The following is an 11,714-nucleotide window of genomic DNA, read 5'->3' on the forward strand; positions in this document are numbered from 1 at the left end:
CCCATGCGTGCAATTCCCGTTCCCCCTTCCCGCTTGCTCGAGCAGGAACTCATGGCCCGTCTTGCGCGCCTGGACCTGGAAGCCAAGGTCCGGCTGCTGTCGGGCAAGGACCACTGGAGCACCTACGCCGATGAATCGATCGGGCTGCGCTCCCTGGTTCTCTCCGACGGAACCGTGGGAATCCGCGGCGTGCGGTGGACCGAGGCGGACACCTCCATCAATATCCCTTCGGCGACGGCGCTGGCAGCAACGTTCGACGCTCGCGTGGCGGCCGCCATGGGTGGCGTCATCGGCGCGGAAGCCAGGCGCAAGGGCGTGGATGTCGTCCTTGGACCGGTGGTCAATCTTCAGCGCACCCCCTACGGCGGACGCCACTTCGAAGCGTTCAGCGAGGACCCGTACCTCACGGCCATCATGGGGGCGGCCATGGTGCGGGGAATCCAAGCCGAGGGCCCGGCCACCACAGCCAAACACTTCATCGCGAACGAGGCCGAAACGGACAGGCTGAATTCGAACTCGGTGGTCCCTGAGAATGTATTGCGGGAGGCCTACATGGCCCCGTTCGAAGCGATCGTCAAAGCCGGTGGCCTCGGCATCATGTCCTCCTACAATCGGGTCAACGGCACCCCGGCCGTCGAGTCGGACCTCGTGACGGAGATTTTGGAGCGCGAATGGGGATTCGACGGTTTGGTGGTTTCCGACTGGGGAGCCATCCGGACTGTGGAGTCGACAGCGCTGGGTGGTACCGACCTGGCGATGCCCGGCCCCAGGACCATGTGGGCCGCGGGCCTCGTGGATGCAGTCCGCCAAGGACGCGTCCCGGAGGCGGCCGTCGACAACAAGGTGCTCCGGCTGCTGCGGCTGGCGGCCCGGCTCGGAGCCCTCGACGGCATTGAGCCACTGGTGGACCGGGATGCCCTCCCCACGCCGCCGTCCGCGGAATCGTCCGGGATACGCCGGCTTCTGCGGGACACCGGGGCCAAGGGCATGGTGCTGTTGCGCAATGAGGACCGGGCCTTGCCGTTGACGACGGCGGCACGGAAGATCGCCGTCGTCGGTCCTGCCGCTGTGGTGCCGAGAACCAACGGCGGGCGGCAGCGCGGCGGTCATCGCTCCCCCGACCGTGCCGCCCCTGGAGGCGCTGCGCGCGGCCATGCCGGACACCCTGTTCCATTACAGCGAGGGGGTCCGCCCCACCACGCTGGTGAAGACCCTTTCCGCAGCGAACGGCTCCGCGCCGGGAGGCCAGGGCGTGGTCCTCATTGAATTCCTGGACCAGGAAGGCCGCACGCTGGGCAGCGAAACACGCGACCGCTGCGACACTCTGACGTACGGGATGGGCTACCCCGACGGCGTTCCGGAGGACGAGGTCAAGGCCATCCGGGCAAGCACCCTCCTCACCGCCGACACCCCGGGCGATTACTTGTTCTCCGCGGCGGGCGTGGGCCACGCGCTGGTGACCGTGGACGGCGTCGCCCGGTTCGATGGGGAGCTCATCCCCATTAATGCCGATGCCGTGGTGGGCATGTCCCTGCCGCCGCAAGCGCTGATTGACCTCGCCATGGCGCCGGGACAGGTGGTGGGGGTGGTCTTCACCTACACGCCGGCGCAGCGGACCGTGGCCTCCCTCCGCTTGGGCTTTGATTCAGCAGCACCCGACGCCGACCTGCTGATCGCGGAGGCGGTGGAGTCGGCCCGCGATGCGGACTGCGTCATCGTCTTTGCAGGCACCGGTTCGGAAGACGAAGCTGAAGGTTTCGACCGGACCACGCTCGCTCTGCCGGGGCGCCAGGACGAACTGGTGGCAGCGGTGGCGGCCGTGAGCGCGAAGACCATCGTGGTGGTCAATTCCGGAGCGCCCGTTCTCCTGCCCTGGCGTGACCAGGTGGATGCCATCCTCCTGACGTGGTTCGGCGGCCAGGAAATGGGCTGGGCTGTGGCGGACGTTCTGACCGGAGAGGCTGAGCCCGGTGGCAGGCTGCCCGTCACCTTCCCGTCCCGTGAGGAAGGTCTGCCTTCGCCGCAGCCGCAGAATGGCGACGTGGTCTATCGCGAAGGGCTCGCCATCGGCTACCGCGCCGGGGCGGAAACCGCACCTGCTTACGCCTTCGGGCACGGACTGGGCTACGGAAGCTGGAGCCTGTCACAGTTGGAGGCCCGGGCACAGGAGGAGGGTGTGGCTGTGACCGTCCGGCTCAGGAACCATTCCGCCCGGGCGTCCCGCGAAGTGGTTCAGCTCTACCTCTCCCGGGGGCAGAGCCGGGTGGAAAGGCCCGCCCTGTGGTTCGCGGGTGCGGCCGTTTCCGAGCTGCCTGCAGGAGCGGAAGACACGGTTTCCGTGACGATTCCCCGGCGTTTGTTCGAGCACTGGGACACCGCGGCCGGCTCCTGGTCCCTGGAGCCCGGGATCTTCCACCTCCGCGCGGGGACATCCAGTGCGGATTTACCTTTGATGACGGACATCCGGGTGGGCTTGGCCGGGGCGGATGCGTTGCGTTTAGGCTGAACGTGGCACCAACTCCCTACCGAGGATGACGGAGAAAACCATGACTGAAGCAAACACGAGTGCACGCGCAGAACAACTGAAGGCCCTGCATGAAGCGCCGGAAATCCTGAGTGTCGTCAATGTTTGGGATGCGGTCAGTGCCACCACGGTGGCAGCCCTCCCCCAGACAAAAGCCATCGCCACCGCCGGGCACTCCATCGCCGCGGCTTTTGGCTACAAGGACGGAACCATGCCCTTGGACGTGGCGCTCAGCGGAGTGGAGAGGATCGTCAAGGCTGTGGACGTCCCCGTCACTGCAGATCTCGACGACGGATATGAGGATCCTGCCGAAACCATCCGGCGCGCTATTGGCATCGGAGTCGTGGGCGCCAACGTTGAGGACCGCCTGCGGCCGTTCGACGAAGCGGTTGCCCGCGTCAAGGCGATCATCGATGCCGCCAACGCCGAGGGTATTCCGTTCCAGCTGAACGCCCGCACGGACGCGATCGTCCGTGGTGGTGACCGTCCGATCAAGGACAGCATCGAGGACGCCATCGCACGGGGTCGCGCCTTCCTCGACGCCGGTGCAGCGCTGGTTTTCGTGCCGGGCGCGCTGAACCGTGATCTCATCGAACCGCTTGTTGAGGGCCTCGGCCACGGCAAGCTCTCCGTGATCGGCGCTCCCGGAGCGTTGCCTGCTGCCGAGCTCCAGGAACTCGGCGTAGCCCGGGTGTCCTACGGTCCGTTCACCCAGCGGGTGGCCCTCCGCGCTCTTCAGGATCTGGCCTCTGACCTGTACGGCTCCGGCGTCATCCCAACGGACACCCCGGCGCTGAACTAGGCCTAAGCCGTCCCGGCCCGCTCTGAGCGAGCGGGCCGGGACCGGCCTTGGCCAGCGTTCCCGGCACCTCTTTCAGTGCCTGCTGCGTGGTCCTAAAATTACTGTGAAATGCGGGCAACAGAGACCGAGCAGAAGGGGCGCGGTTGCCATGGCCAAAAGTCCATTCCACCACGGTAAACCGGATCAAAACAGTGACGGCAAGGTGCACAGGACCCGCTTCGGCGAGTGGCTGCAGCGCGAGGACTCAGGCGTGGAGGGAACCGGCAGCAGTATTTTCATACGTCGCCACGATGACCACCAGCCACCTGAACGCACGTGCATCCAAGGCCACGAGATAGCGCCGGGGGAAACGCACTGCTCCCAAGGACACCCAGTAGGTTGACGCTCCAGGCCGTAACCGGTTATGAAGTCGACCGAGTATCAAAAGCCGCCGCCGATTCCCGCAGGAGCCGGGCCACCGTGTCCAAGGGAAGGCTTGTCGGCCTTCGCCTGTCGAACCGACGCAGCGCGATGTGCCTCGTCCCCAAACCCGGCACATCAAGGATGTCCACCTGGTCCTGGACCACTCCTGTCAACGCCAGGGTGGGCACGATCGCAACACCTTCCCCGGCCGCCACCAGCGCCAAGGCAGTCAGTGTGTCCTGGTATTGGTGAATCGTCTCGATGTGGGCACCCGTCGAATGGCGCAGGCGGCCAAGCACGGCAATGTTGGCTGCGGACGGCTCTACGCCCAGCCACGGCAGGGGCAGGCGGCTCAGGTCCAGATTGTCCGTGCTGAGCAGTGATCCCGCCGGCACCACCAGCTTCCACGGCTCATCCAGCAGTGGTTCTTCCACCATCCCGGCTGCCAGGGGACGTTGGTCCGAGGTCGTCGAATCCTGCTCAACCACCACGGCATCCAGCTGGCGTTGTCGGAAGAGACGCATAAGCGCCGGGAAGCCGTCCTCCACCAGCTGGATCTGTAGTTGCGGGTACTGGACGCGCCACTCCGGAAGGCGCGGAATGACCACCGTGCGCATGAAGCTGGTGAACCCACCTACCCGCACAACTCCCGCGACTTCCGCTTCTCCCTGCATCCGCGAGCGCGCCACATTCAACGCCCGCTCTATTTCCTCCCCGGCCTCCGCCATGGCCAGTCCGGCCGGTGTCAGCACTGAACCTTTGGGGGTTCGGAGGAGCAGTGCCTGGCCCGCTTCGTTCTCCAATTTGGTGAGTTGCTGGGACACCGCGGACGGCGTGATCCGCAGTTCGTCGGCAGCGGCGAGGACCCCTCCGGTACGGGCGACGGCGAGGAGGACGAGCAGGCGTCGGGGGTCCATTTCCATGTTCAGAGATTCTAAATACGGGCTTCAGAATAATGCAATTGAACTAAAGGCAGCTATCCCTCAAAATTTAGTTCAAGGCCGCTCTTCGCTCTGAAGGGCCGGTCTCTGCATTCGGCAGAAAAACCCCTGAAACCATTCGTCGCCCGGCCACTTCCGGCTGCCTGGACATGAGAGGACCCCCGATGGAACTGCTGTGGGAAATTACCGGTTGGGCCGGTGCGGCGGCGATGCTCTGTGCCTACATGACAGTGTCCATGGGATGGATCAAGCCGGGCAGTACCTTCCAGGCCGTGAACCTGTTTGGCTCCTGCGCGTTCATCATCAACGGCACCCTCCACCAAGCGTGGCCCTCGGTGGTGACCAACGTGGCATGGTTCCTCATCTCAGCGGTGGCGCTGATGCGGATGCGCTCCCGGACGGAGGCTGCAGTTGCCGAGCCCGAACCGATGACCGCCCCGGCCCTCGCCACCATGGACCCAGCCGGCTGGGACACAGGCGGCTGGGACACAGGCGCCCGGGACAGCATCACGGACACAGCCGCGCAGATGGTCATCCCGCGGCCCAGCCAGGCAGTCAACTGCGCGTAATCCGCGTATCCCTTGGCGGCACATCACACAAGGTAACCTCCCGTCGTCGTCGTAAGCGGCAACGCTTAGGGTGGGCACTAAGCGCCGACCGACAGAGAAGGAAGCCATGCCCACCCCAGACCGTCCGCTGCGCAAGCTTGGATTCCTCACCATCGGCCTGTTCGATCCCGCGGATCCGGCTGCGGGGCACCGCTCCACCCTGGAGATCATCGAACTCGGCGAGCGCTTGGGATTCGACAGTGCCTGGTTGCGCCACCGGCACCTGCAGTACGGAATTTCGTCGCCGGTTGCGGTGATGGCAGCGGCCAGCCAACGGACCTCGAAGATCGAGCTGGGCACCGCGGTGACCCCGCTGGGTTGGGAGAATCCGCTTCGCCTGGCGGAGGACCTGGCCACAGTGGACCTACTCAGCGGAGGCCGCATCAATCCGGGGGTCAGCGTCGGCGTACCGATGCACTACGACACCGTCAAGCACGAGCTCTACCCGGATTCCGCGGACACCGAAGATTTCAGCTACGCCCGCGTGGACCGTTTTGCCCGGCTGGTCGCCGGCGGGAAGGTGCGGGAGTTTTCCGGCAAGCAGGGCGTGGTGGAGGAGTTCTCAAACCGCGTGGAACCCCATTCCGCCGGGCTGCGTGAACGGATTTGGTATGGAGCAGCGAGCCTGAAGTCGGCAACGTGGGCCGGGGAGAACGGCTTCAACCTGCTTACCAGCAGCGTGGTGTTCCCGGGCCCGGATGAAGAGCCGGATTTTGCTGCAGTGCAGCAACGGCAGATTCGCGCTTTCCGTGGCGCGGCTGAGGCAAGCGGCAGCAGCACCGCCCGCGTCTCGCAAGGACTGGTAGTGATCCCCACGGACTCGGCTTCCAGTGCCCAGCGGGAGAAGTACCAGCGCTATGTCGATGAGCGGACTCCGCGCACCAGCGCGCCCCAAGGCCCGCAGCGCATGATGTTCGCGCGGGACCTCATCGGCAGCAGCGATCAGATTGCCGAACAGTTGTACGCGCACCAGGGCTTCCAGGAAGTGGACGAGGTAGCGTTCGCGTTGCCGTTCAGCTTTGAGCACGAGGACTACGTGCAGATCCTCACCGACATCGCGGGCACGTTGGGGCCGGCGCTGGGGTGGGCGCCGACGGAATAGCCTCAGTCCACGAATTCGGACTGGGTCTCGATGAAGTCCCAGTCGGCCGTGGTCAGCACACCGCTGACTTTGTCCGGATGGGGACCGCCGGCCTCGGCGATATGTTGCAGGACCTGCAGAGGGAGTTCTTCCACGCGCAGGTTCTCGCGCAGCCATTCCTTGCTGTCCATGTGCAGATCAAGCCACCACATGTAGATTTCCACCGCGGGACCACCTTCCGTCGGTTTAACGGTAGGCCTGGTCGGTTGCCGCTTCAAGGCCTGAAACCCCTTGCGGGGTGGCCGTCGTAGGGCCAATCTGTACGTAGGAACCACAAGGGACCCGCGATGGACTGTGACATCGAGCTGGAAATCGACGCTGGCTCTGCACGCGGTGAATATACGGTGCACGTGGTCCGTGCGCCGGCGGGAGGGCATGCGTCCGGAGCCTTCACCTTGGATGTAGATGGCATCCAGGACCGGCTTCCGCAGCTTGAGGCCACCGTCCTGGCTTCCGCGGTCGCCGCCCGGCGGACGTTGCCTATCGCCGAGGTTGCGGTTCGGGAAGTGGGGCAGGAACTCTTTCAAGCCCTCTTTACCCGTGAGGTGTACGGCACTTACCGGGCAAGCCTTGGGGCAACACAGCATTCGGGCCAGCAACTTCGCGTGGTGCTTCGGCTCGCGGCTCCGGAGTTGGCCATGATGCCGTGGGAGACCCTCTTTGACCCCGGGACAGAGACCTACCTTTGCCAGACAGAGCCGCTCATCCGGCACATCCCGGCCCCCGATTACAACCAGAACCCGCTGGACGTCGCACCTCCGCTGAGGATTCTGGGCATCGTCGCATCGCCGCGCGACCTGCCTGCCCTTGACGTCGAGACGGAGAAGGACCACTTGGGCCGGGCTTTGGCCGGCCCCATGAGCGAGGGCCGCGTGGAACTGGTGTGGTCCAAAACCGGGACCTGGGATGACGTCCAGTCGATGCTCCTCGCCGGCCCATGGCATGTGGTCCATTTTGTCGGGCATGGCGACTACGACCCCCGCACGGACGAGGGCCGGATCGCCCTGGTGGGCCAGGACGGACGTGCAGCCATGGTCCGCGCCGTCCGCTTGATGGCCCTGCTCAGCGTGGCCTCCCCCAGGCCACGGCTGGTGGTGCTCAATTCGTGTTCTTCCGGTGAGATGGGCCAGACCGACCTCTTCTCCGGGACGGCTGCCGCGCTGGTCAGGAGCGGAATAGGCGCTGTGGCGGCCATGCAGTTCGCCATCAGCGACGCCGCCGCGATCGCCTTCGCCCACGGCTTCTACGCCGCAATAGCCAACGGCCGCACGGTGGACGAAGCCGCCCGCGTTGGCCGCATCTCGGTCATGGCCAGCCCCGACGGCACGTTGGAATGGGTCACGCCGGCCCTCTACGTCCGGGGCGGCTCCACGCAACTCTTCACGCTGACCGGGCCGCCGCGCGCACCGGCTTACAGTGAAAGCACGACGGCGGCCGCCGCGTCGGGTGGTCAGGCTGCGGTGCCGCCCCCTGCTGTTGCGAACACCGAACAAGCCCACACCGATCAGGCGATGAAGCGGGCCCAGCTGAGGGCGTTGTACGTGCAGGCAACCGCGGAATTGCGTGCCCGGCGATTCGAGCAGGCCGTCGAGTTGTTTGAGGACCTGCTCACTCTGGAACCCGGTTACAGGGACGCGGCAACGCAAAGGGATGCCGCCCGCAGACGGCTGGAGCTGGCACGTATCTACCGCGAGGCGCTCCAGGCGGAGGAATCCGGCGATTGGTTGGCCGCTGCGGACGGCTTCGCCTTGGTCCTGGACGACCCCGAGTATCCCCAGGCGGCAGCGCGCAAACAGGACTGCGAGCGAAAGCAACGCGTCTCCGACTTAGAGGGGGAACTGCGGTACCACTCCTCCCAGGGCTCCTGGCAGGCAGTGCTCGACGTTTCCAGTGAATTGGCTTCAGTGGACCCCTCGGCGGCGGATCCCGGCGGGCTCGCCACGGCAGCGCGTGCCGAAATCGAGAAGGCCAAGCCAAAGCAAACCCCTTCCGCGGAGGAGTCCCAAACTGATATGGCGGGCACCCGGGGTTCGTACACCACCGTGTATCAGCCCCCGCCCCAACCGCGCGCTGCGCCGCTGACCGGTGTGCCGGCGTCGAATATTGCAGCTGCCCAAGCCGGGCAAAGCCCGGTGGCATCACAGCCGGGCGCGTCCGCGCCATTGAATGCGGTTCCCCTTGCCTGGGGCGGTGCCGTCCTGGCGGTGGCCGGCGGGCTTGGGGTGTGCTTTGCCGTCTACTTCCTGTGGTTCGATGACAACTATTGGTACGAGAGCGGCGGCGACGCATCCCTGAGGATCCTCTACGGTTTGGTGGCTCCCCTGGGATACCTGCTGCTGGCCGTCGCCGGCCTTCCGGATCGGACCATCATCGGACGCCTGGTGATGGCCGGAGTTGTTGTCTCAGGTGCGGTCTTTGGACTTTCGGGACTGAATTACAGCGTGGAACTGACAGCTGTGGTGTTCAGCTTCGTGCATGCAGGTTTTGGGTTGTGCGCGGGCATCCTGGCCATGCGTTCCAGGCAATCCAGGCTTATGGGCTGGCTGCTGCTCTGGCCCACACTGTCCGTGCCGCTGGTCTGGGTCCAGGACAAGGGAGTGTTCCTTGAATCCTGGTACCGGACACACGCCTACTTTGCCTTGATACAGCTTTTTGTGGTTTGCGCGGCCGGCATGGCTTTCCTGGTGGCCTCCCGCCGCCTGCGTGCGCGGTCAACGGAAAGGATTGGAAAATGACGCACCTGGTGGAGTTCGCAACGGATGACGGCGGCACGGTGATCGTGGAGGTGGCGAGCACTGCCGGCAGCCTGGTGACACGGGGTGGTGAGCACACGGCTGATCACTCGGGGGTCTTCGCGCGTGCCCAGCAGACGTTCCAACGGGCCCTCGAGCATGTCCGTCCCGCGGTCCAAGGCGTCATTGACGAGTTGCTCAGCCTGGAAAACCGCCCCGACGAGCTGAGTGTGGAGTTCGGGATAGACCTTCATGCGGAGGCGGGCGCCTTTATCGCATCGGCCAGCACGGCATCCAACTTCAAGGTGCGGCTGACGTGGAACAAGCCTGTTCAACAGCACGGCGCGGCGCAACAATAAGGGTATGGCTGAGGAAAATTTCAGCGGGCCCATTCCCCTCGTGGTGGGCGTCCTTCCCGACCAGCACGTGGAGGTGCTGCAAACGGCCCGGAACCTGGCCGAGCAGCTCGGCGTGCCGCTGGTGTGCGCCTACGTGGACGAGGCCAGCTACCTCGTTGAGTGGGATCCCTCCCGCGAAACCCACAGGATGTCGCTGCACCCGGAAAAGGACGACGCCGAGGTGGACGCGGTCCGGGGGGATCTCGGCAAGATGATCGGGGAAGCCATGGATGGCGGCAGCGCCGACTGGACCCTGCGGCTGCTGGCCGGAGATCCCGCCCGGGCCCTGGGGCGGCTGGCCGCGGACATCAACGCGTCCATGATCATTGTGGGCTCGCCGGAACCTGGTTTGGGGCACCGGATTTCCGAGGCCCTCAACGGTTCCGTGGCTGCCTGGCTCAGCCATCACCAGCGCCGGCCGGTGCTGATTGTGCCCCAGAAAAAGCGCCATGACGGGGACCGGAGAAACTAAAGCGAAAGTACTTATTCGAGGTGGTGGCATTGGGGTCCCATGGCACGTAGAGTGATGAGTGCAGGAAGCGAAAGCGCCTGCTCAAAGACCGCTCCGGAGTGCGTATCCCCCAATAACGCACTCCGGAGCTCTTTGCTTTAACGGCAGCGCGATGCGGCCACTACCTCCTTAAAGCACAACGGCCCCGGCATGCCTTTTGACAGGCATGCCGGGGCCGATCCGGTTTCACATTGGCTCGTGACGGTAGAAGCTCACGACGCCGGAACCCACCGTGGGTGCCGGCGGTTCACCTCACGAAGGTGTACAGCAGGGCCGCCATTCCGAAGCCCACAATGGACAGCACGGTTTCCAGCACGGTCCAGGTCTTCAGGGTGTCCTTGACGGACATGTTGAAGTACTTGGAGATGATCCAGAATCCGCCGTCGTTGACGTGGCTGGCGATGATGGAGCCGGAGGAAATGGCCACCACGATCAGGGCGAGCTGCGGCTGGGAGTACCCGGTGGCCAGGCTCGGTGCCAGGATGCCGCCGGTGGTCACGATTGCCACGGTGGCCGAGCCTTGGGCGATGCGCATGCCCGCACTGATGACGAACGCGGACAGGATGATCGGCAGGCCGGCCTGGGACAGCGAGTCCGCAACAGCCTTACCAACACCCGTGGCGGACAGGACTGCTCCGAAGAAGGCACCGGCACCGACCACGAGGAGAATCATGCCTACGGGCCGCAGCGAAGATCCCGTGATTTCGCTGAGCTCGGCGGAGGTCATGCCGCGGCGGATGCCCAGCAGCCACATGGCCAGCAGCACGGCCACGGTCAATGCGATGGCCGGGTTGCCGAAGAACTGGAGGACGTCCCGGAAAGCGCCGGGAGGAGCGAAGATGTTGCCGAACGTGCCGCCAAGGATGAGGATCATGGGCAGGCCGATGGCCAGCAGCACCAGGCCGATGGACGGTTCGTGGCCCCGGGCTCCCTCGGCCTCGGGAACGATCCGGTCTTCCGGAACGGACACCATCACGCGCTTGCCGATGTACGTACCCCACAGGATGCCGGAAGCGAACCAGGCGGGGATGCCGCAGATGAGGCCCATCAGGATGATCCAGCCAAGGTCAACGTGGAACAGGCCGGCAGCGGCAACAGGGCCGGGGTGCGGAGGCAGGAAGGCGTGGGTTACGGACAGGCCTGCCAGCAGCGGCAGTGCGTACAGTGCCAGGGACTTGCCGCCGCGGATGGCGGCAACATAGACCAGCGGCGCCAGGACGAAGATGCCGATATCGAAGAACACCGGAATACCCAGTACGAAGCCGGTGATGCCCATGGCAAGCGGGGTGCCCTTTTCACCGAAGATCTTCACGAGCCTGCCGAGCAGCACTTCCGCGCCGCCGGACCGTTCCAGGATGGCGCCCAGCACGGTACCGAGGCCGATGATCACGGTGATGTGGCCGAGGATGCCGGCGAAGCCCTTTTCGATGAGGGCGTCGCTGCTCTTGGTGGCCGAACCCACCAGGGCTTCCACGGAAATCCCGCCGACCAGGGCCACGATCACACCCGTCCCCACCAGGGCGATGAACGGTTCGAGCTTGACCTTGATGATCAGGAACAGCAGCAACGCGATGCCCGCGCCTGCCAGGAGGAGCAGGCCGGCGGTGTCGTGCCGCAGCCATTCAAGAAATTCATTCATGGGCGTTTCTTTCTGG

General features: G+C 65.2%; 11 protein-coding genes and 1 pseudogene. 9 read left to right on the plus strand and 3 right to left on the minus strand.

What is annotated here, in order from left to right:
• Window positions 1-51: 51 nt before the first annotated feature.
• The 4 genes and pseudogenes from ACNAOU_RS21390 to ACNAOU_RS21405 all read left to right on the plus strand — a co-directional run bounded on the left by ACNAOU_RS21390 (window position 52) and on the right by ACNAOU_RS21405 (window position 3,326).
• Window positions 52-1,266 (plus strand): glycoside hydrolase family 3 protein, encoded by a 1,215-nt coding sequence (locus ACNAOU_RS21390; protein ID WP_422758701.1) that lies wholly within the window; start codon window positions 52-54, stop codon window positions 1,264-1,266.
• Window positions 1,148-2,068: pseudogene (locus ACNAOU_RS21395) on the plus strand (glycoside hydrolase family 3 protein); the annotation flags it as partial. The gene ACNAOU_RS21390 and the pseudogene ACNAOU_RS21395, both read left to right, overlap by 119 nt.
• A 195-nt stretch (window positions 2,069-2,263) precedes the next feature.
• Complete coding sequence (locus ACNAOU_RS21400; protein ID WP_422758702.1) at window positions 2,264-2,506, plus strand: fibronectin type III-like domain-contianing protein; 243 nt, start codon at window positions 2,264-2,266, stop codon at window positions 2,504-2,506.
• 40 nt (window positions 2,507-2,546) lie between these two features.
• A complete protein-coding gene (locus ACNAOU_RS21405; protein ID WP_422757704.1) occupies window positions 2,547-3,326 on the plus strand; it encodes an isocitrate lyase/PEP mutase family protein in 780 nt (259 codons plus the stop codon).
• A 401-nt stretch (window positions 3,327-3,727) separates the two neighbouring features.
• Here the strand turns inward: ACNAOU_RS21405 and ACNAOU_RS21410 are convergent, their stop codons facing one another.
• Window positions 3,728-4,651: a LysR family transcriptional regulator gene (locus ACNAOU_RS21410; RefSeq protein WP_026267390.1), complete on the minus strand. Its 924-nt coding sequence runs from the start codon at window positions 4,649-4,651 to the stop codon at window positions 3,728-3,730.
• Between the two features lie 182 nt (window positions 4,652-4,833).
• On the opposite strand from ACNAOU_RS21410, the gene ACNAOU_RS21415 reads away from it, so the two are divergent.
• Together ACNAOU_RS21415 and ACNAOU_RS21420 are read left to right on the plus strand one after the other, a co-directional pair.
• Window positions 4,834-5,238 carry a CBU_0592 family membrane protein gene (locus ACNAOU_RS21415; RefSeq protein WP_422757706.1) on the plus strand — a complete coding sequence of 135 codons (405 nt, stop codon included), beginning with the start codon at window positions 4,834-4,836 and terminating at the stop codon, window positions 5,236-5,238.
• A gap of 106 nt (window positions 5,239-5,344) precedes the next feature.
• Window positions 5,345-6,379, plus strand: coding sequence for an LLM class flavin-dependent oxidoreductase (locus ACNAOU_RS21420; RefSeq protein ID WP_422757707.1), 1,035 nt, complete (start codon window positions 5,345-5,347; stop codon window positions 6,377-6,379).
• A gap of 2 nt (window positions 6,380-6,381) precedes the next feature.
• On the opposite strand, the gene ACNAOU_RS21425 is transcribed toward ACNAOU_RS21420, so the two are convergent.
• On the minus strand, window positions 6,382-6,582 hold the full coding sequence (locus ACNAOU_RS21425; protein WP_018779368.1) for a hypothetical protein: 201 nt from the start codon (window positions 6,580-6,582) through the stop codon (window positions 6,382-6,384).
• Window positions 6,583-6,705: 123 nt separating this feature from the next.
• Here ACNAOU_RS21425 and ACNAOU_RS21430 point away from each other — a divergent pair, with 123 nt between their 5' ends.
• Genes ACNAOU_RS21430 through ACNAOU_RS21440 form a run of 3 tightly spaced genes read left to right on the plus strand, consistent with a single transcriptional unit; the run spans window position 6,706 to window position 10,020 of the window.
• A complete protein-coding gene (locus ACNAOU_RS21430) occupies window positions 6,706-9,153 on the plus strand; it encodes a CHAT domain-containing protein (protein ID WP_422757708.1) in 2,448 nt (815 codons plus the stop codon).
• Window positions 9,150-9,509, plus strand: a complete 360-nt coding sequence (locus tag ACNAOU_RS21435; RefSeq protein ID WP_018779370.1) for a CU044_2847 family protein — start codon at window positions 9,150-9,152, stop codon at window positions 9,507-9,509. The genes ACNAOU_RS21430 and ACNAOU_RS21435 overlap by 4 nt, the downstream gene beginning before the upstream one ends.
• 4 nt (window positions 9,510-9,513) lie before the next feature.
• Window positions 9,514-10,020, plus strand: a complete 507-nt coding sequence (locus tag ACNAOU_RS21440; protein ID WP_422757709.1) for a universal stress protein — start codon at window positions 9,514-9,516, stop codon at window positions 10,018-10,020.
• A gap of 286 nt (window positions 10,021-10,306) precedes the next feature.
• On the opposite strand, the gene ACNAOU_RS21445 is transcribed toward ACNAOU_RS21440, so the two are convergent.
• A complete protein-coding gene (locus ACNAOU_RS21445) occupies window positions 10,307-11,698 on the minus strand; it encodes a GntP family permease (RefSeq protein ID WP_018779372.1) in 1,392 nt (463 codons plus the stop codon).
• Between the last annotated feature and the right edge of the window lie 16 nt (window positions 11,699-11,714).

This window comes from Paenarthrobacter sp. C1, assembly GCF_049315185.1.
In the GTDB taxonomy this organism is placed as follows: Bacteria; Actinomycetota; Actinomycetes; order Actinomycetales; family Micrococcaceae; genus Arthrobacter; species Arthrobacter nicotinovorans.

What these genes read in the sequence shown, in the direction of transcription:
- ACNAOU_RS21390 (WP_422758701.1), top strand. Translation starts at nt 52, where the DNA reads ATGGCCCGTCTTGCGCGCCTGGACCTGGAAGCCAAGGTCCGGCTGCTG.
- ACNAOU_RS21405 (WP_422757704.1), top strand. Translation starts at nt 2,547, where the DNA reads ATGACTGAAGCAAACACGAGTGCACGCGCAGAACAACTGAAGGCCCTG.
- ACNAOU_RS21410 (WP_026267390.1), bottom strand. Translation starts at nt 4,651, where the DNA reads ATGGAAATGGACCCCCGACGCCTGCTCGTCCTCCTCGCCGTCGCCCGT.
- ACNAOU_RS21415 (WP_422757706.1), top strand. Translation starts at nt 4,834, where the DNA reads ATGGAACTGCTGTGGGAAATTACCGGTTGGGCCGGTGCGGCGGCGATG.
- ACNAOU_RS21420 (WP_422757707.1), top strand. Translation starts at nt 5,345, where the DNA reads ATGCCCACCCCAGACCGTCCGCTGCGCAAGCTTGGATTCCTCACCATC.
- ACNAOU_RS21430 (WP_422757708.1), top strand. Translation starts at nt 6,706, where the DNA reads ATGGACTGTGACATCGAGCTGGAAATCGACGCTGGCTCTGCACGCGGT.
- ACNAOU_RS21435 (WP_018779370.1), top strand. Translation starts at nt 9,150, where the DNA reads ATGACGCACCTGGTGGAGTTCGCAACGGATGACGGCGGCACGGTGATC.
- ACNAOU_RS21440 (WP_422757709.1), top strand. Translation starts at nt 9,514, where the DNA reads ATGGCTGAGGAAAATTTCAGCGGGCCCATTCCCCTCGTGGTGGGCGTC.
- ACNAOU_RS21445 (WP_018779372.1), bottom strand. Translation starts at nt 11,698, where the DNA reads ATGAATGAATTTCTTGAATGGCTGCGGCACGACACCGCCGGCCTGCTC.